Source organism: Priestia megaterium (assembly GCF_009497655.1).
Taxonomy (GTDB): Bacteria; Bacillota; Bacilli; order Bacillales; family Bacillaceae_H; genus Priestia; species Priestia zanthoxyli.
The window spans coordinates 1,519,742-1,539,382 of record NZ_CP023317.1; the positions used below are offsets into that span (position 1 = coordinate 1,519,742).

Annotated in this window: 20 protein-coding genes; 14 read left to right on the top strand and 6 right to left on the bottom strand. The window is 39.1% G+C overall.

Going from position 1 to position 19,641, the window contains the following annotated elements; all coding sequences use genetic code 11:
* Positions 1-17: 17 nt before the first annotated feature.
* The 3 genes from CEQ83_RS07630 to CEQ83_RS07640 all read left to right on the top strand — a co-directional run bounded on the left by CEQ83_RS07630 (position 18) and on the right by CEQ83_RS07640 (position 2,375).
* Positions 18-1,643, top strand: coding sequence for a DHA2 family efflux MFS transporter permease subunit (locus tag CEQ83_RS07630; RefSeq protein ID WP_098113440.1), 1,626 nt, complete (start codon positions 18-20; stop codon positions 1,641-1,643).
* 61 nt (positions 1,644-1,704) lie between these two features.
* Entirely contained in the window at positions 1,705-2,133 is a 429-nt protein-coding gene (locus tag CEQ83_RS07635) for a MarR family winged helix-turn-helix transcriptional regulator (protein WP_047751338.1), read from the top strand.
* A gap of 44 nt (positions 2,134-2,177) precedes the next feature.
* On the top strand, positions 2,178-2,375 hold the full coding sequence (locus tag CEQ83_RS07640; RefSeq protein WP_028413982.1) for a helix-turn-helix domain-containing protein: 198 nt from the start codon (positions 2,178-2,180) through the stop codon (positions 2,373-2,375).
* 29 nt (positions 2,376-2,404) lie between these two features.
* Here CEQ83_RS07640 and ytzI read toward each other — a convergent pair whose 3' ends face one another.
* The gene (gene ytzI, locus CEQ83_RS07645; RefSeq protein ID WP_080754395.1) at positions 2,405-2,539 is read right to left on the bottom strand and encodes a YtzI protein; all 135 of its coding nucleotides are present in this window, start codon (positions 2,537-2,539) and stop codon (positions 2,405-2,407) included.
* Positions 2,540-2,667: 128 nt separating this feature from the next.
* On the opposite strand from ytzI, the gene CEQ83_RS07650 reads away from it, so the two are divergent.
* Positions 2,668-2,829, top strand: a complete 162-nt coding sequence (locus tag CEQ83_RS07650; RefSeq protein ID WP_074894520.1) for a YfhD family protein — start codon at positions 2,668-2,670, stop codon at positions 2,827-2,829.
* Positions 2,830-2,867: 38 nt separating this feature from the next.
* Here the strand turns inward: CEQ83_RS07650 and CEQ83_RS07655 are convergent, their stop codons facing one another.
* The 4 genes from CEQ83_RS07655 to CEQ83_RS07670 form a co-directional block, all read right to left on the bottom strand.
* Positions 2,868-3,875: a FecCD family ABC transporter permease gene (locus tag CEQ83_RS07655; protein ID WP_155017153.1), complete on the bottom strand. Its 1,008-nt coding sequence runs from the start codon at positions 3,873-3,875 to the stop codon at positions 2,868-2,870.
* The gene (locus CEQ83_RS07660) at positions 3,872-4,882 is read right to left on the bottom strand and encodes a FecCD family ABC transporter permease (protein ID WP_155017154.1); all 1,011 of its coding nucleotides are present in this window, start codon (positions 4,880-4,882) and stop codon (positions 3,872-3,874) included. Before CEQ83_RS07660 ends, CEQ83_RS07655 begins: the two co-directional genes overlap by 4 nt.
* 81 nt (positions 4,883-4,963) lie before the next feature.
* Complete coding sequence (locus CEQ83_RS07665) at positions 4,964-5,884, bottom strand: iron-hydroxamate ABC transporter substrate-binding protein (protein ID WP_028413979.1); 921 nt, start codon at positions 5,882-5,884, stop codon at positions 4,964-4,966.
* Positions 5,885-6,679 carry an ABC transporter ATP-binding protein gene (locus tag CEQ83_RS07670; protein WP_014460855.1) on the bottom strand — a complete coding sequence of 265 codons (795 nt, stop codon included), beginning with the start codon at positions 6,677-6,679 and terminating at the stop codon, positions 5,885-5,887.
* Positions 6,680-6,868: 189 nt separating this feature from the next.
* Between CEQ83_RS07670 and CEQ83_RS07675 the strand changes: the two genes are divergently transcribed.
* The 6 genes from CEQ83_RS07675 to CEQ83_RS07700 all read left to right on the top strand — a co-directional run bounded on the left by CEQ83_RS07675 (position 6,869) and on the right by CEQ83_RS07700 (position 12,578).
* Positions 6,869-7,918 (top strand): NAD(P)/FAD-dependent oxidoreductase, encoded by a 1,050-nt coding sequence (locus CEQ83_RS07675; RefSeq protein ID WP_155017155.1) that lies wholly within the window; start codon positions 6,869-6,871, stop codon positions 7,916-7,918.
* Positions 7,919-8,072: 154 nt separating this feature from the next.
* Entirely contained in the window at positions 8,073-9,260 is a 1,188-nt protein-coding gene (gene megL, locus CEQ83_RS07680; protein WP_033578482.1) for a methionine gamma-lyase, read from the top strand.
* A 200-nt stretch (positions 9,261-9,460) separates the two neighbouring features.
* A complete protein-coding gene (locus CEQ83_RS07685; RefSeq protein ID WP_028413975.1) occupies positions 9,461-10,705 on the top strand; it encodes a Bcr/CflA family efflux MFS transporter in 1,245 nt (414 codons plus the stop codon).
* A gap of 118 nt (positions 10,706-10,823) precedes the next feature.
* Positions 10,824-11,666 (top strand): aldo/keto reductase, encoded by an 843-nt coding sequence (locus CEQ83_RS07690; RefSeq protein ID WP_049163729.1) that lies wholly within the window; start codon positions 10,824-10,826, stop codon positions 11,664-11,666.
* Between the two features lie 139 nt (positions 11,667-11,805).
* A complete protein-coding gene (locus CEQ83_RS07695; RefSeq protein WP_034266606.1) occupies positions 11,806-12,291 on the top strand; it encodes a PaaI family thioesterase in 486 nt (161 codons plus the stop codon).
* 38 nt (positions 12,292-12,329) lie between these two features.
* Positions 12,330-12,578: a hypothetical protein gene (locus CEQ83_RS07700; protein WP_049163732.1), complete on the top strand. Its 249-nt coding sequence runs from the start codon at positions 12,330-12,332 to the stop codon at positions 12,576-12,578.
* Positions 12,579-12,760: 182 nt separating this feature from the next.
* On the opposite strand, the gene zwf is transcribed toward CEQ83_RS07700, so the two are convergent.
* Positions 12,761-14,275: a glucose-6-phosphate dehydrogenase gene (gene zwf, locus CEQ83_RS07705; RefSeq protein ID WP_080974242.1), complete on the bottom strand. Its 1,515-nt coding sequence runs from the start codon at positions 14,273-14,275 to the stop codon at positions 12,761-12,763.
* A 164-nt stretch (positions 14,276-14,439) separates the two neighbouring features.
* On the opposite strand from zwf, the gene CEQ83_RS07710 reads away from it, so the two are divergent.
* The 4 genes from CEQ83_RS07710 to solA all read left to right on the top strand — a co-directional run bounded on the left by CEQ83_RS07710 (position 14,440) and on the right by solA (position 19,628).
* The gene (locus CEQ83_RS07710) at positions 14,440-14,805 is read left to right on the top strand and encodes a winged helix-turn-helix transcriptional regulator (protein WP_014460848.1); all 366 of its coding nucleotides are present in this window, start codon (positions 14,440-14,442) and stop codon (positions 14,803-14,805) included.
* A gap of 203 nt (positions 14,806-15,008) precedes the next feature.
* On the top strand, positions 15,009-15,650 hold the full coding sequence (gene hxlA, locus CEQ83_RS07715) for a 3-hexulose-6-phosphate synthase (RefSeq protein WP_034266616.1): 642 nt from the start codon (positions 15,009-15,011) through the stop codon (positions 15,648-15,650).
* 363 nt (positions 15,651-16,013) lie between these two features.
* Positions 16,014-18,437 (top strand): GcvT family protein, encoded by a 2,424-nt coding sequence (locus CEQ83_RS07720; protein ID WP_034266638.1) that lies wholly within the window; start codon positions 16,014-16,016, stop codon positions 18,435-18,437.
* A 30-nt stretch (positions 18,438-18,467) separates the two neighbouring features.
* Positions 18,468-19,628, top strand: coding sequence for an N-methyl-L-tryptophan oxidase (solA, locus tag CEQ83_RS07725; protein WP_028413969.1), 1,161 nt, complete (start codon positions 18,468-18,470; stop codon positions 19,626-19,628).
* The last annotated feature ends 13 nt before the right edge of the window (positions 19,629-19,641 follow it).

Below are 19,641 nucleotides of genomic sequence, written 5' to 3' on the forward strand. Positions count from 1 at the left end.
TCAAGAAGGGAGGAAATATGATGACAGCCAGTATAGAAAACACAAGTGATGGATCCATCAAAAAGCATATTCCGCTATTGATTGTTTTAATGCTTGGTTTGTTTCTTGCAATATTAAATCAAACGTTACTAAACGTAGCCATCCCGCATTTAATTACTGAGTTTGGCGTAACCGCAAATACAGCTCAGTGGTTGTTAACTGGATATATGCTTGTGAACGGGGCGTTAATTCCGCTTTCAGCTTTTTTAATTGAACGATTTGGTGTGCGTCGCTTGTTCTTATTTGCAATGGTTTGTTTTACAGTAGGGTCATTGATTTGCGGAATTGCACCTACATTTTCGATTATGCTTACCGGCCGTTTAATTCAAGCTATTGGCGGAGGTGTCTTATCGCCTCTTGTTATGACCATTATTGTGTTTATTTTCCCTCCTCACATGCGAGGAAAAGGGATGGGTATTTTTGGATTAGCCATGATGTTCGCACCGGCTATTGGTCCAACATTATCTGGATGGGTTATTCAAAACTATGATTGGCACATCCTTTTTAACGGCATGGTGCCATTAGGTGCGATTGTATTAATTATTGCTTTCTTTCAATTAAAAGACATTCAGCCTCCAAAGGATGTAAAAGTTCACATGCCTTCGGTTGTGACATCACTTGCAGGTATGGGATTATTGCTTTACGGATTTAGTGAAGCTGGAAATGACGGCTGGACGGATTCAGTTGTTCTTTCTACAATCATTGGCGGGGCAGTTCTTTTAATTATATTTGTTCTTCAACAAATTAAATCTGAAAAGCCGCTATTGGATATGCGCGTGTTTAAATATAATATTTTTTCACTATCAAATATTATTAGTATTGCGATTACAATCAGTATGTACGCAGGTATGTTCTTGCTTCCAATTTACTTGCAAAATATCCGCGGATATTCTGCTTTTGATTCAGGACTGCTGTTGCTTCCTGGCGCACTTGTTATGCTGGTTATGTCCCCGATTTCAGGTACATTGTTTGATAAAGTGGGACCTCGTCCGCTAGCAATCGTTGGTATGCTCATTACATCTATTTCAACGTTTGAATTTACGAAGCTGACGATGGATACACCATTTAATCATATTTTAGCGATTTATATTATCCGCTCGTTCGGTATGTCACTGTTAATGATGCCAATTATGACAGCGGGTTTAAATCAGCTTCCGCAGCGACTAAGCAGTCACGGAACGTCAATGTCTAATACGCTTCGTCAAGTAAGTGGTTCAATTGGTATTAGTTTAATGACGACCATTTTTACAAACCGTACAACGTATCATGTAAATGAAATCAGCAGTTCCATGAATACGTCTGATCCATTCTTTATGAATAGCTTTCATTTATTTGTACAAAAAGTAGCTGCTACTTTGCATTTATCACAAGATCAAGCTCAGCAGCAAGCGCTGACGATTTTATCTGGAAAAATGACGCAGCAAGGTACGATTCAAGGTATTAACGATGCCTTTTACTGGGCAACAGCGATTTCTGTTATCGGTTTAATTTTAAGTTTCTTCCTTCGTGACGTACGTAAAGATAAAGTAGTCGAAGAAAAGAAATCAAAAGCTCAAGAGGAAGATATTCGTATGCTTCCAGCTCCAAAAAGTATAAATTCATAAAGTGCTATAGAATCAAAAGTTCATCATAAAACATGTTGGAGAGAAAGGGGCGGTGAGGTGGATGGATCCATTGATATTTGGTGAAGAAATTCAAAGAATTTCAATATCTTTAAACAAAAAAGTAATGACAAATGTAAAAAGCCTTTTACAGTATTACAGAATTACCCCTTTTCAATATCATATTTTACTGATTGTTGAACGTGCACGTACAATGCCTGTGACCAAAGTGGCAGACGAAATGAAGGCGAGTCCAAGCGTTATCACAGCATCAATTACACGTTTGTATGAACTGAATCTTGTGGAGCGCTACCATTCAAAAGAAGATCGGCGTAAAGTTATGGTTGAGCTTACGAACAAGGGAAAACAAGTGATTCAAGCGGCTGAGAAAGACATGCAGCAAAGGGTTGAAAAACTGTTTGCATGCTATAAAGAAGAAGAGCAGCAGCAATTTCTTACGCTCTGTCGGCAGCTAGATGAACATGTGACTTGAAGAGGAATAAAAAAAGTATATTGAGTTATGCGGAGTGAGTGTAAATGGATAAAGAGATGGTAAAAAACATTCGAAAAAACTACAATATGAATCAGCGAAACTTCGCTCAAGCAGTGAACTGCAGTTTTTCTTTAATCGCCCTGGTTGAAGTTGGGAAGAGAAGAGTAACAAAAAACTTAGAAGACAAAATTAAGCAAGCATTTCAATTGAACGATCATGATTTAAAATCACTGCAGGGCTAATAAAAAAAGTAGGTGTGAAACGAGCGCACCTACTTTTTTTCGTGTTGTTTTTTTGTAAGCGGATCTACGGTATGTTTATAATCATAAGCTTTTGAGGTGGTAACTACGCACAGCAGTAAAATAACAAATACAATGATAATAGAGAGCGTAATAATGATGATCATATAAAACGTCCTTTCTTTTTCTTATTACGTATGCTTTCGGTCTTATTGGTAAAATTCCTTCTTTCTCCACATAGTGCAGAAACGACAAACGCATACTAATAACAGTCTAGAATAAAGGAGTGTTCATTATGAATGAAAAAGAGTTGAAGAAACAATTAAAAAAGGTAGCAGATTATCCTGCATCTAAAGCAGATGGAGTGGACGAAGAGTTTTCGCGTGAATTAGCAGACCAAGACGATTTAGAAGCACAGGCTAGAGCGAACGCTGCAGATGAAAGACAAAAAAAATAATAACTAGACGCGCTTTCTGAAAAAAGCGCGTCTGCTTATTATTTTTTCAAAAGCAAATAAACAAAATAAGGAGCACCTATTACGGCCGCGATAATTCCTGCTGGTACGCCGTTAGGATTTGCAATGTTATGTCCTATAGTATCAGCAATCAGCAAAAGCCAGCCGCCAAGTAGAATAGCAACGGGAATAAAAAGCTGACTTCTCGGTCCTACTAAGCCTTTAGCAATATGAGGAGCAAGAAGTCCAATAAAAGCCACGCCGCCCGTCACTGAAACCGCGGCTGCCGCTAATGCCACCGCGGCTAAAAGCAATGTTACACGTTCTTTCTCCAGAGAAATTCCGACTCCAATAGCTGCAGCTTCATTTAAATTAAAAATGTTTAATGAGTTTGCTTTGTACAATATAAAAGGAATCAAGACAAGAAGCCAAGGTAGAAGAGCCCATATAAAAGTCCAGTCTGTCCCCCAGATGCTCCCTGCAATCCATTTAGCAATAAAATCAACTTTAACCCGATCAGCTGATGACATAATCACCACCATCATTCCAGAAAGAGCCATTGAAAAACCTACGCCTGTTAAAATCAACTTTACAGGCTGCAGTCCTTGGCTTTTACTATATGCACAAAGATAGATAAGACCAGCTGTCAACAAGGCGCCGATAAAGCCTACTAGCGGAAGGGCATAAACGAAAGAGCCCGCTTCAATTGGGAAAAATAAAAAGAACACAGCAATTGCGGCTCCTGCTCCTGAATTAATTCCTATAATCCCAGGTTCCGCTAAATCATTGCGCGTAACACCTTGTAAGATAGCTCCTGATAAAGCTAGAGCCATTCCTGCTAGAAGCGTAATGATAATCCGCGGAAGTCGAATTGAAAAAAGGACGAACTCATCTGTAAAATTCCCTTTGCCAAAAAGAGTAGGAAACACTTTATTGTAAGGAAGGGGTGCATCACCGAGCCCCATTCCTATCACAACCGTTCCAAGAATCAAAACAGTGAGCAGCATCATAATTATTCGTTGTTTTCTAATAAGCGCTGGGTGAATCATGAGAATGCTTTTCCTCCTTTACGAACAATGACTAAAAAGAAAGGTAAACCAATCATCGATACAATTGCTGCTATCGGTGTTTCATAAGGAGCACTGACCGTTCGAGCCAATGTATCAGCGAGCAGCATAAACGCTGCGCCAGTGATAGCGGACATAGGGATAATATAACGATAGTCAGTTCCTACAATTCCTCGTACAATATGAGGAATCATCAAGCCGATAAACACCATGTTTCCCACTAGCGCAACAGAAGCACCCGCAAGAAGAATCATGACGACAAATAAAATGGTTTTGACTTTTGTCGTTTGCTGGCCCAATCCTACAGCCACTTCTTCATTTAAACTCAGAATAGTAAGCTGCCGAGAAAGCAAAAGGGCAATGAATATACCGCCGAGGATAAAAGGAACAATGATTTGAAGCTGTTCCCAAGAAGTGCCTACCATTCCCCCAGCAGTCCACATCGATATATCTTTTGAAATTTTGAAATAAATACCAACGCCTTCTCCAATGGCATAAAGAAATGCTGAAACGGCAGCTCCCGCTAGTACAATTCGAAGCGGAGAAAATCCTCCTCTTTTTAGAGCAGCAATCCCAAACACTAGGATTGCGCCAACCCCGGCTCCTATAAAGCAAGCAATCGTAATACCCAAATAATTTATAGCAGGGATCAAGGCAATTGTTACAGCTAAAGCCGCATTTGCGCCAGACGTTAACCCTAAAAGTCCTGGATCTGCAAGTGGGTTTCTTGTCATACCTTGCATAATAGCCCCTGATACTGATAAAGCAGCCCCCACAAAAACAGCGGCGATTTCACGAGGTAAACGAATATCTCTGATGATCGAAATCTGTTCGTTTACACTGCTTGATGAAAGTGCTAGCCATACATCTTTTATCGATATGTCAGCAGCGCCAAAAACCATTGAAGAAACAAACATTATGATGAATACGAGCAGCATACCTATTAATTTGTATAAAAAAGGAACGAAACGCTGATTGTCTTTTTTCATAACACACCCATCTTTTCATGTAAGAATAAATTTAGTAAAACAAAGTAAGAGGAATTCTAAAAAGAATTCCTCTTGAATGAATTACTTGCCAAGAAATTTTTGAGTAAAGAAATCTAGTTGATAATCTAATGTGATTGGATCATTAAAATAAAATTCTTTTGCATTTGCTTCAAATACGTGATTATTCTTTACAGCAGGAATATTTTTGTACGTATCTGTTTTCTCAAATGATGTATCTCCATCTTGGTTTTTGCTAAAGATTAAATAATCTCCGGCATATTCAGGAAGAACTTCTGGCGAAATCGCATAGTATCCATCTTTCAAAGCCATTTTCTTTACTTTCTCCGGCATTTTTAATTTCATTTCTTGATAAAGAATCTCCGTTCCGCGTCCCCAGTTATCCCCAAACACATAAAGCTGCTTGTCAAAGTTCTCAATAACTGAAACCGTGCTATCTTCGCCAATTTTAGCTTTGATATCAGAACCAGCTTTTGCCGCACGCTTTTTAAAGTCGTCTACCCATGATTGTGCTTCTTTTTCTTTATTTAATAGCTTTCCAATTTCTACATGCTGAGTAAGGTAATCTACTTTATCGTATGTATACGTGACAGTAGGGGCAATTTTTTTCAATTTATCAATATTTTTTGTAGTAGATAAGCCAATAATTAAGTCAGGCTTTAATTCAATGATCTTTTCTAAATTTTCGTCTGATACTTCTTCCACGCCTTTTAATTTCTTTTCAAAGCGGGGATTCATTTTAGACCATGAGTCTACTCCGACAATGTTAACACCTAAAGAAAGTACGTTACCTGCATAGGAACCTAACACAACAACACGTTTCGGATTAGCCGGAACTTTTACAGGGCCGTCTTCAGATTGATATGTGATCGTCTTGGATTCGCTGTTTTTGCTAGAATCATTTTTGCTTTCAGTTGAACCGCTGCTGCAGGCACTAATAAGTAATACGAATATAAGCATGAATGGAAGCAATAATTTTTTCATTTAGTTATCTCCTCTTAATAAGTTATACGTGATGCACATTGGTTTATTTGTTCTCGGATCTCGTCCAATTTCAGCGTCGATATGAAACACTTTTTTTAGAACGTCCTGCGTAATGACTTCTTCACATTTTCCGGCTTTGACAATTTCACCATCTTTTAAAGCGATAATATAATCCGCAAAGCGAGCGGCTTGATTTAGATCATGAAGCACCATTACAACTGTACGTCCCTGCTCTTTGTTTAATTTTTGAAGCAGCTCAAGCACTTCTAACTGATGAGCCATATCCAAGTAGGTAGTCGGCTCATCAAGAAATATAATATCGGTTTCTTGAGCTAAAGCCATCGCAATCCACACTCGCTGGCGCTGACCGCCTGAAAGAGAATCTACAGGACGAAACTTGTAATCTTTTGTTCCGGTTACTTCAAGAGCCCAGTCAATCGTTTGATAATCTTCTTTTGATAGACGCCCAAACCCCTTTTGATAGGGAAATCGCCCATAAGATACAAGTTCTCCCACCGTTAAGCCTTTAGCACTTTCAGGGGTTTGAGGGAGAATAGCCATTTTTTTAGCGAGTGCTTTTGTATGTTCTGTTGAAATGTTTTCGCCGTCTAAAATAACGGAACCGGATTGATGAGAAATAATGCGGGTAATGGCTTTCAAAAGCGTTGATTTGCCGCATCCGTTTGAACCAATAATTGTAGTAATCTTTTTGTCTGGAATGTTAACGCTTAAATTCTTTACTATTAGACGTTCACCATAACTAATATGTAATTTCTCTGTATATAGGCGAACCATATCTGACCCTCCGTTTACATTTAATACAACAAATACTTGATAATGATTATCAGTATCGTTTACTTTACATACTATAATTCGAACGTTTCCGGATGTCAATAGTTATTTTTATTGTCAAAACGTTGAAGAAGATGTATATTTAAATGAGAATGATAATCAATGACAATTGATTACAAGGAGTGAACGTGCATGATACACAATGAACTTTTTGATGTGACAATTATAGGCGGGGGACCGGCTGGCCTTTATTCTGCCTTTTATAGCGGGCTAAGGGAAATGAAAACAAAGCTGATTGAATATCAGCCAAAACTAGGCGGAAAACTTCACGTTTATCCTGAAAAAATGATTTGGGATGTAGGGGGCCAAACGCCTATTTCCGGTGCGAAGCTTATTGAACAGCTTGTGGAACAAGGGCTGACGTTTGATCCGACTGTTGTTTTAGATGAGAAGATTGAATCCATTTCTCGCTTGAAAGATGGTATTTTCCAGCTGACGGGTTCTTCAGGTGAACATCATTACTCTAAGACCATTATCCTTGCTGTTGGAGGAGGTATTTTAAATCCGCAAAAGCTCAAAATTGAAGGAGCAGAACGATTTGAAATATCAAACTTAAACTATACGGTTAAATCTCTGCAGCATTTTAAAAATAAAACGGTGATTGTTTCCGGGGGAGGCAATTCAGCCATTGATTGGGCAAATGAGCTAGAGCCCGTTGCTAAAAAGGTATATATTACGTACCGAAACAGTGAACTAAACGGTCATGAAGCACAAGTAAGACAATTAATAAACAGTTCGGCTCGGTGTCTGCTTAACACATCTATTACAAAATTAGTGGCTGATGCGACGCATGAATTTATTGAAAAAGTTGAGCTGACTAATCATCAAACCGGTGAGGTTTCTTATTTATCGATTGAAGAAGTTATCATTAATCACGGTTATAAAAGAGATACAGAGCTGTTAAAAAACAGCGAACTACATATCAAAACCATTGATGACTATTACGTTGCAGGTAATGCAGCAAGCGAAACGTCTGTAGAAGGTGTATATGCAGCTGGAGATATTCTCATGCACGAAGGAAAAGTCCATTTGATTACCGGCGCTTTTCAAGATGCTGCTAATGCCGTAAACAAAGCAAAACAATTCGTTCACCCCTCTGCTGCTAAGACAGCTATGGTTTCTTCTCATAATGAAGTATTTAAAAAGCGTAATTCAATACTAATTAAACAAATGATGAAGTAAAGCGAGGTGCAGTGTGCATGTCGCTTCCTTCTCTACGGTGGAATTATCTACATAGATAGGCAGGGAACGAAAAAAGAAAAGAGAAATATAATAAAAGAAAACGCTTACATTTTTAAAAATGACACAGCGCTTGTTTGCATAAGGGGGAAGCCGTATGAACGAAAAAAAGAAATATCAGTTTGAAACAAAAGCCATTCACGCAGGGTACGAATCAAAACATCATTTTGATAGTTTAGCTCCACCTATTTATCAAACGTCTACATTTACATTTTCATCTCTAGAACAAGGTGCAAACCGATTTAGCGGAGAAGAAAATGGTTATGTATATTCTCGGTTATCTAATCCGACGGTCACCATTTTAGAAGAGCGTATGGCACAGCTTGAAGAAGGCGAAGCCGCTTTGGCATTTGGATCAGGAATGGCTGCAGTATCGGCTGTATTAATTGGACTTACAAAAGCAGGCGATCATATTTTATGTTCTAAAGGAGTGTATGGATGCACGTTTGGTTTACTGGAAATGCTTGAGGAAAAATATCAAATCCATCATTCTTTTTCCAACTTGGAAACTGAGGAAGAAATTCTTGCTGCTATCAAAGAAGATACAGCATGTATTTATATTGAAACACCGATTAACCCGACTATGACTTTAGTAGATTTAGAGTTAGTGACTTGTATCGCCAAACAAAAAGGAATTCCCGTGGTAGTAGACAATACCTTTTCAACTCCTTATTTGCAGCAGCCGCTGAAGCTTGGATGCGACTTAGTTATTCATAGCGCAACTAAATTTATTGGTGGACACGGAGATGTTGTGGCAGGAATTGTAGTAGGGGACAAAGAGGTTATTTCCGTACTGCGCAAAACGACGCAAAAAGATATTGGAGGTATTCTTTCACCATTTGATGCGTGGCTGTTACTCCGAGGCTTAAAAACACTGGCCGTTCGAATGGATCGCCACTGTGAGAATGCTGAACATATCGCAAAACAATTAAGTCTCCATCCCAAGGTAAAAGCCGTTTATTATCCAGGGGATAAAAACAGCACTGCTTATTCTCTCATGAAAAAGCAAATGAAAAAAGGAGGGGGGCTTCTCTCTTTTGAAGTGGAAGGCGGTTATAAAGAAACCGTAAAAGTGGTGAATCAGCTTAAGCTCATTTCCATCGCGGTGAGTCTTGGCGATGCTGAAACACTTATTCAGCATCCTGCCTCGATGACGCATGCAGTTGTGCCGGAAGAAGCTCGAAAAGAAATGGGCATCTCAAATGAACTTCTTCGTTTATCAGTTGGGCTGGAAGCTTGGGAAGATATTATGAGAGATTTACAGCAGGCATTAGATAGTATATAAAAAAACAGCGCTTGGAGGAATTTCAAGCGCTGTTTTTTATGTTAACCGTATGTAGTTGTAGTTACTCATACCTCCTTCTTTGCCAGTGGAACTTTATCTGCATCTCTAGACAAATGTCCTAGACAGAAGGGGTGCCTTTCAATAGACTAGAGGTTATCTGTGAAAATACAATATTTAAGTAAGGAAGGTGCTCTGCTATTATGCTTCATAATCCAACTGGAAAAAAACGTCTAGGATTAGCGTTTCTTCTCAGCACGCTTGCGATATTAGGTCCGCTTAATATCGATATGTATTTGCCAAGTTTTCCTGCTATTGCTGATCATTTAGATGCGCGAGCTTCACTTGTACAGCTTAGCTTAACATCGTGTTTACTAGGACTTGCCGTTGGTCAAATCGTGATTGGTCCAATCAGTGATGCAAAGGGACGAAAAGGACCTTTACTCATCTCCATCTCTTTATTTATGTTATCGTCATTGCTCTGTGCACTGGCTCCTACTATCACGGCTTTAGTTATCGCACGCTTTTTGCAGGGGTTTACGGCTTCGGCAGGAGTTGTTCTTTCTCGCGCCATTGTCAGAGACGTCTTTAGCGGAAGAGAACTTACGAAGTTTTTTGCTCTGTTAATGGTTATCAATGCCTTTGCACCAATGATAGCACCAATGGCCGGAGGTGCTATTTTACTTCTTCCTTTTGCAAGCTGGCATACTATTTTCTTGTTTTTAAGTTTAATAGGTCTTTTAATTGTTTTAACAATCTCAATGCGTTTAAAAGAAACTTTGCCCATTGAAAATAGAACACCAAGTTCAATTGGTCATTCTGTTCGCACAATGGGCAGTTTATTACAAGACCGTTCTTTTATTGGGTATGCCCTAATTATCGGACTGGTCCATGGAGGAAGCTTTGCTTATGTATCAGGCACTCCATTTGTCTATCAAGGGATATACCATGTTTCTCCGCAAGTTTTTAGCATTTTGTTTGGTATTAACGGCTTGGCTATTGTGACTGGAAGCTTTATTATTGGGCGCTTTAGCGGAATTATCCATGAAAGAAGCCTGCTTCGCATTGCCGTGATTACGGCTGTAAGTGCTACTAGCGTACTTCTTATCATGACTATGCTTAAAGGACCGCTTGCTACGATTGTTATTCCCATTTTTATTTACATGATCTCTATAGGAATGACGATCACAGGCTCGGTGACATTGGCAATGAAAAATCAAGGACATAGAGCAGGGAGTGCGAGTGCCGTGTTAGGTATGCTTCCATTAACTTTAGGATCAATTGTTTCTCCTTTAGTAGGGATTAACGAAACAACAGCGATTCCGATGGCTGCTATCTTATTTAGTACGGCGCTTTTAGGTTTTGTAGCTTTCTTTACGTTAACTAAAAACAAGAAAGAAGCAGAAAAGTGCGAAGTTAACGAGTTTAAAACGGAGGTTTCTCCGTAATCGCTTTTTGGATTGTTTTAAAAGCATCACTCCTTTGTGAAAAGGAGTGATGCAAATTTATTCAAGTATTGGATAATATATGCTAACCTTAGGGCATGATCGAAAGGAGTGGATAATAATGAGTAAAGTAATTCCTGAAATAACCCTTAATGACGGGGTAACCTTGCCTGCTATAGGTTTTGGTACATACAAGCTTAACGGAAATGAAGGAGTCAACGCTATAACGAGTGCGATTGATGTAGGGTATCGTTTAATCGATACTGCTTATAATTACGAAAATGAAGGCACTGTGGGGCAAGCTCTCCGAAAAACACCGGTTTCTAGACAAGAACTATTTGTTACCTCTAAACTCCCAGGGCGATACCATACGTATGACAAAGCAATTCCTACCATTCAAGAATCTTTATATCGGGCGAATTTAGACTATTACGATTTGTATCTTATTCATTGGCCTAATCCTAAACAAGATCATTATGTAGAAGCTTGGCAAGCACTGATTGATGCGAAGCGCTGGGGCTTGATTCGTTCAATTGGTGTTTGTAATTTTCTTCCCGAGCATATTGAGCGCTTGGAAAAAGAGACCGGCATTTTACCAAGCATCAATCAAATAGAACTGCATCCTTTTTTTAATCAACATCAATATCGAAATTGGTATCAAGAGAAAAATATTCAAATTGAATCTTGGAGTCCACTAGGACGAGCGAGTGCTGTTTTAGAAAATGAAACAATTAAACAAATTGCAGACCGTCATAATAAGACAGTTTCACAAGTGATTTTGCGATGGCATTATCAGCTAGGCGCCATTTCAATCCCAAAATCGTCATCTCGCAAGCGGCAGCTTGAAAACATATCGATTTTTTCATTTTCTTTAGATGAAACGGAGATGAATATTCTTTCAAAATTGAACCGCGAAGATGGAAGACTTAATAATCAAGACCCCGCTGTCTATGAAGAATTTTAACGATAAGGCCTCACTTATTTTTTAAGTGAGGCTTTTCTTCTAAGATTTTTAGTTATGTAAGCTTGAAAATAGTCCGTTTAGTTCTAACGATTGTAAGAGAAAATGTGTTAAAATATTCCGAAAAAAGGAGTGGTGAACCATGGAAAAAGTAGTAAAAGCGATTCAAGACGAATATCCGGATGATTTTGCATGGTGTTACGGCTGCGGCCGATTAAATCAAGACGGCTATCATTTTCGGACAGGATGGCTAGGAGAAAAAACAATTACCCTTTATACACCTAAGCCTGAACATACAGCTATACCAGGATTTGTATATGGCGGACTTCTTGCATCACTGATTGATTGTCATGGAACAGGCTCTGCATCTCTTGCTCTATACCGTAAAAATGGCTGCGAAATAGGAGATTCAGCAGAGCCGCCGCGGTTTGTTACCGGTTCTCTCCACGTAGATTTTAAAAAACCAACGCCACAGGGTGAAGTACTAAAAGCGATAGGAACGGTTGAAGAAATTCACCCGAAGAAATGGAAAGTTAAAACAGAAGTATACGCGAATGATATCGTTGTTGCGACTGGAGAAGTTGTGGCAGTGGTGATGCCAAATACGTTTAAACGAAAAGAAGACTAAAAAATGCAAAACAGTTACATAAAAGGGGAGGAAAAGGTATGGGTAAATGTAATTTAGACCACTCGGTAGAAGATGTACAGCAGAAGTTTAACGCGCAGTCACAGTGGCTGCCAGAAGATATTCGTTCATTATTTCATGAGTTTCTCGTGCGAAACCCTTCGCAAACAACATTAAACGAGATGTTTCATTTGCTGAAGAAATATGATTTGGTTGATGAACAAGAAAGAAAAGAGCGAGATCGAAAAATCAAATGGCTGATATTAAATAAAGAAGATACGAAGATTTAATTTTTTAAGTGACATAGATTTAGCCAGGTGAAGTTATTTGAAACATGTACAAAAAGAGGATGGAACACGAATGTTTTAGTTAAAGGAAGGTCCGAACAATGTATCATTCGGATCTTTCCATTGTTTTAGTTATGTCTCAATCTCTTTTTATAGATTAGAAATAATCTAGGGTAATTATAAAACTACCACCACTTAAACCCATCTTCTTCTAACAAATGCTTTGAAGCTGTTGGTCCCATTGTACCAGCAGAGTAAAAATGAAGAGGAAAGCCCTCATTGTTAAAAGCTTCTAAAATAGGCTGCACCCATTTCCAAGATAATTCAACTTCTTCCCAATGAGCAAAAAATGTGGAGTCTCCCTGTAGAGCATCAAATAACAGCAGTTCATAAGCTTCTGGTACTTCTTTTTGATTTGTGGAGAAATTGATAAAAATAGGTTCGATTTTATTGCCATTCAAAGGATTTTTGCTGTTTAATTGCAGCGAAATACCTTCATTTGGGCTGATTTCGACAACTAAAAGGTTAGGAATGATTTCATCGGCTGTATAAACCTCCTTTAAAGGATGTTTAAATTCAATGACGATACGCGTGCATTTTTTACTCATTCTTTTTCCCGTGCGAAGATAGAAAGGCACTCCTTTCCAAAGCTCATGATCAATCCATACCCGGACTGCTATAAATGTGTCATTGACGGAAGCAGCATTGATGCCGGGCTCTTCTTTATATCCTATAACGGAACGATTTTGGATTTTTCCCGCTTCGTATTGACCTCTTATGACGTTCGAATGGATAACCTCTTTTTGTAGAGGGCGAAGGCTTTTCATAATTTTTATCTTTTGTTGGCGAGTCTTTGCGATGTTAAGTGTCTTTGGCAGCTGCATGGCAGTCATCATAAGCATTTGAAGCATATGGTTTTGGAACATATCCCTAATTGCACCGGACTGATCATAGTAAGGCGCTCTTTCTTCTACACCAACTGTTTCACTAGCTGTAATTTGGACATTTGCAACGTAGTGATGATTCCATAGTGCTTGTAAAATAGGGTTTGCAGCTGCTAGAGCCTCCAAATTTTGAATCATTGGTTTTCCCAGATAGTGGTCGATACGATAAATCTCTTCTTCATTGAACGTTTCAGTAAGCTTTTGATTTAACACTTGAGCAGATTGTAAATCGTGTCCGAAAGGCTTTTCGATAATAAGACGTTTCCAGCCTTTTGTAGATCCTAATCCGCCGCTATTTATATTTGAAGCAATAACGTCTACAAATTCAGGAGCCACTGATAAATAGAAAAGACGATTTTCAGGAATATTTAATTCTGCTTCACCTTCTTGAATAGCATGCAGCAACTGGTCATATCCATCACTGTTGGTAACATCCATTTTATGATAGCGAACTGTCTTAAGAAATTCTTTTATCTTGGATTCACCTTGGCTAAAGCGCCTTGAAAAAGTCTTTACGGATTCTCCTACATATATTTGAAAGGCATCATTAGACCAGTTGCTTCTACCCGTACCAACAATAGAAAAGGAAGAAGGCAGCTTTTTATCTAAAAATAAATTATATAACGCAGGAAAAATTTTTCTTTTAGCTAAATCTCCTGTTGCTCCAAATAAGATAAAGGTCATGGAATCCACTTCTAACGCTTGTGGTAAATGAGACTTGAGACAATTATCACGTGAACGAGCTACGCTGTCCAATTGATCTCCTCCTTTATTTTAACGGTCTATTGCAGTGAATATAGTCTTTTACCATCTTTACAGATTACAGTATAGCAGGTACAATTTTCCTTTATAAGTAGACACTTTATTTTCATATAGTGTCTAAAACTATACTATTACGCATAAAAAGGGAGGAAAAAGGATTGAGCAGACTTTTTAGCAAAACGTTTAACTGTGAAAAGGAATTAACGTTGACGATTATTGGAGGCAAGTGGAAAATGTTGATTATGTGGCATCTAGGAAAAGAAGGAACAAAGCGATTTGGTGAGTTAAAATCTATGATGCCGGGAATTACTCAGCGAATGTTAGTAAGTCAGCTGCGAGAATTAGAAGAAGATCAAATCGTTCACCGAAAAGTCTATCCGGTTGTACCTCCAAAAGTTGAATATTCCTTGACTGAGCACGGGAGAAGCTTGATGCCCATTCTTGAAAGCATGGACGAGTGGGGAAAAAATTATATGGAAACCTTTATAGAACCTGAAATGAATAACTCCACACATATGGGATAAAATCTTTTCTTGAGAAGGTTACAAAAACGCCTTTATTATTCAGAATTTTCTAAAATAAATACAAGTGATAAGATACACCGAAGCATCCATAGTATATTTTTAGTGACTATATGTTTTAAAAGTGCCTACTTTTTTTTTGAAAGTAACGGTTTTACAATGAATTCATGCTAGGCAACCCCATTTAATGAAGGAGTGAAGCAGGTATGGAACTTCAATTAGCATTGGATCTTGTAAATATTTCAGAGGCAAAAGAAGTAGTGCAGGAGGTTCAAGAGTATATCGATATTGTAGAAATTGGTACTCCGGTTGTGATTAACGAAGGGCTAAAAGCAGTCAAAGAAATCAAGGAAGCATTTCCGTCTTTAAAGGTATTAGCTGATTTAAAAATTATGGATGCAGGTGCTTATGAAGTCATGAAAGCTTCTGAAGCGGGTGCTAGTATTATTACCATACTTGGCGCTACTAACGATTCGACTATAAAAGGCGCTGTAGAAGAGGCCAAAAAACAAGGAACACAAATTCTTGTCGATATGATTAATGTAAAAAACCTTGAACAACGTGCAAAAGAAGTCGATGCACTCGGTGTTGACTATATTTGTGTACACACAGGGTATGATCTTCAAGCTGAAGGAGAGACTCCGTTTGAGCAGCTTCAAACGATTAAACGAGTTGTGAAAAATGCAAAAACAGCGGTGGCAGGAGGTATTAAACTGAATACACTTCCTGAAGTCGTGCAGTCACAGCCGGATCTTGTGATTGTAGGCGGGGGGATTACAAGTGAAAAAGACAAAAGAAACGTTGCAGAAGAAATGAAAAAAGTAGTCAAACAAGCAACTTTGGTCTAAAAATAAGCAAAAGTATTTAAGCCTTCAAAATTAATTAATCGGTAAATGGTTTAAAAAGAAGATAGCTAAGTTATTTTAGCTATCTTCTTTCCGTCATTTTTGGTATAACCATTCATTGATAAGTGTCATTTTGACAGATAGATAGTTTCTTTAAAATTCGTTATTCGAGAGAAAAAAACAGCGATTTTTCTGGGATTTTAAAGTTAAGAAAGCGTTATCCGAACATTAGCGGAAGAAAGTGCAAAAAAAATCTATGTCACACTTTTTAACAAAATACTTTGAAAATTAAGAAAATTAAAAATATAATTAACTATCGACAATATTTAACACCTTCAAACCAAAAAAGGAGGGAGATATGAAGTGATGAAACATAAGAAAATAGTAGTGATAGGAGCTGGAATTGTCGGGTGCAGCATTGCCTACTATTTAAGTAAAATGGGGCAACGAAACATAACAGTGATTGAGCAAGGCCCTTTGCTAGAAACAGGAGGATCTACCTCTCACGCTCCGGGGCTTGTATTTCAGCTTAGCTTTTCAAAAATCCTGACAACACTAGCTTCTCAAACAGTCGAGACCTTTAAAGAGTTGAGTACAGATGAACAGCGCTCGTTTTATCCTGTCGGCAGTTTAGAAGTTGCCCGTACACCAGAGCGATTAGAAGATCTAAAGAGAAAGGCTGGTGTTGCCAGCTCATGGGGAATCGAAGCTTTTCTTCTTTCACCGCAGGAATGCGCGGAAAAAAATTCGTTGATTTGTCCTGATCGTATTTGCGGAGGTCTCTATGTTCCGTCAGACGGTATTGCTAAACCTTTGCATGCCGTTGATAAAATGATTCGTTTTTCTAAAGAGTGCGGAGTAGAGTTTTACGGTCATACAGAAGTGACGGATATTGAAGTGACAAAGGGTCAAGTAAAAGCAGTGTACACAAGTGTCGGGAAATTCGAAGCAGATGTAATCGTATGCTGTGCTGGATTTTGGGGACCTCGCATCGGAGAAATGGTCGGTGTAACGATCCCTCTTCAGCCAATGGCTCATCAATATGTGTTTACAAATGATTTACTTGAGTTGAACGGAGAAACGGAAGAAGCCGCCACTCCTCTTATTCGAGATCAAGATAATTCAATTTATTTTCGTCAAGTAGAAAAAGGGCTTGGGATTGGATCATATCAGCATGAGCCGTTTCCAGTCGAACTCAGTGATATTACAAAATACGGAGAAACAAAAGAAATGCCTTCTGTTAAACCTTTTACACCAAAAGATTTTGAAAAACCGTGGGAAGATTCAATAGAGTTAATTCCGGCATTAAAACAAACGGGAATAAAAAAAGGAATGAACGGCATTTTTTCATTCACGCCCGATGGTATGCCGCTGCTTGGTGAATCACAAACGGTACAGGGATTTTGGGTAGCAGAAGCTATATGGGTAACGCACTCTGCAGGTGTCGCAAAACAAATGGCTGAATGGATGATGAATGGTGCGCCGACTGTGGATTTAGAGCTATGCGACATTAATCGTTTCGATACGTATGCATGCAGCCCTGCTTATTACAAACAGCGGTCTATTGAAGAGTATGAAGAGGTTTATAGTATTCACCATCCATTTATGCAGCGAAAAGTATCGCGAAACATGCGCGTGAGTCCATTTTATATGCGTCAACAAGAACTGAAAGCTTATTTTAATGAAAAAGCAGGATGGGAGCAGCCCCAGTGGTATGAAGCTAACTATCCGCTTATATCTACTTATGAAAAGATGATGGTAATAAGAAATGGATGGGCTGCTGAACATTGGTCACCAATTATTGAAGCTGAACATTTGCATACTCGTCAGCACGCAGCTCTTTACGATACAACGGCAGCAAAGAAAAGGTTAGAAATTAAAGGAGAAGGAGCTCTCCAGTTTTTACAGAAGCTAACGACAGGAAATATAGACATTGCAGTAGGTCAAAGCATACGCACGTGTATGTTGCATGAGCGAGGCGGCATAAAAGATCAAATAACGGTTATTCGCAAAAATATATCCACTTTCTTGATTGTTTGTACGGGAGCTGTAGAAGCAAGCTGGATTCAAAAACACGTGCCACACAGCGATCAAGTTGTTTTTCAAGATGTAACGTCAGGGACATGCAGTTTAGCATTAATTGGCCCTAAAGCTACAGGAGTAATGAAGTCCATGGTTCAACGCTCAGACCTTGGCAACACTTGGATTGAAGGGCAAGCGAAAACGCTGTTTATCGAAAATGTTTCAGTCCTTGCTCTGCGTGATTCCTGCGGGGGAATGGAGAGCTGGGAATTAATTACGACTTCCGATCAAGGTCTGAATTTATGGGATTTATTAATGGAAGAAGGACAGCCTTATCAGCTGATTGCTGGGGGAGACCGAGCTCTTGAAAACCTTCGAATTGAATCTTTTTCGTTAAAAAGCGGGAAAGACTTTTGGAGCGAACATCATCCATATGAAGTCGACCTTCATGAAATGGTTGATTTAACAAAACCAGTTTTTATTGGAAAAGAGGCATTGCTTGATCGTCAGCGAAAAGATTCTGAAACAGTATTAGCGACGCTCGTATTAGATGATCCTTCAGCGATAGTAATGGGATATGAACCGGTCTTTTATGGAGAAACGGCCCTCGGATTTGTGACAAGTGCTGGCTATTCATACAGCTTAGGCAAAGGAATTGTACACACCTTATTATCTCAAGCTGTACATGAAGAAATGGTTTTAGAAGTTGAATACTTTGGTCAGCGTTATAAAGCAGCAATGATGACACACTCCCCAGCGGTAGTTTAATTGATCAATCGAAAGGCAGGAGAAATGCAGATGTCAACACATTATGATGTCATTATTATCGGATTAGGAGCTATGGGGAGTACGGCTGCTTATCAGCTCGCCAAAAAAGGGCAGCGGGTATTGGGGTTAGAACAATACGGTCCTGCTCATGATCTAGGATCGAGTCACGGCGGTTCTAGAATTATTCGGCAGTCGTATTTTGAAGACCCTGCTTATGTTCCATTGTTGCTTCGCGCCTACGAATTGTGGAATGAAATTGAAAGAGAAAGCGGTCAAGAAATTCTTACGGTTACCGGTGGACTTATGATGGGACCTCCTGATAGCTTGACGGTTTCTGGAAGCATCGAAAGCTCTAAACAGTGGAATCTTGCGTATGAGATTCTAGAAGCAAAGGATATTTACAAACGGTTTCCGGTATTTACACCTTCACCTGCTACGGTTGCTCTATATGAAGAAAAAGCTGGATTCGTTAGGCCGGAAGCAAGCGTATATACTCACCTTCTTCAAGCAGAAAAATACGGAGCTGAGCTTCATTTTTTTGAAGAAGTGGTGTCGTGGGAAGCCCATCCTTCTGGTGAAGGCGTGCGTGTTGTAACAGCTAATGGAATATATGAAGCTGGAAAAATCATTATTTCTGCAGGCGCCTGGGCACCCGATTTATTACGGGAATTAGGTGTTAGCTTACAAGTAGAGCGTCATGTGCAAATGTTTTTTGAACCAACACAAGGAATAGACGTTTTTTCAGTGGGAAAACAGCCGATTTATATTTGGGAAGCAGATGATTATGTACAGTTGTATGGTTTCCCTTCTTTTGGATTAAAGGCTGAAGGAGCAAAAGTGGCGTTTTTCCGAAAAGGAACGGCGTGTACGCCGGAAACGATTGATCGAAATATATATGAAGATGAAGTGAACATGATGCGGCACTATCTAGCTCAAGGTCTTCCGCAGCTCAACGGTCGGTTTTTACAAGGGAAAACGTGCATGTATACCAATACACCAGATGAACATTTTGTCATTTCGCTGCATCCTGAATATCCTCAAGTAGCAATTGCAGCGGGATTTTCCGGACATGGTTTTAAGTTTGCAAGCGTAGTAGGAGAGATTTTAGCAGATTTAGTGACAGAGGGAAAAACCAATCACCCAATTGATTTGTTTGCTCCGCAGCGATTTGCGGCGAACAAAATAGTATAAATCGTCGTCAGCT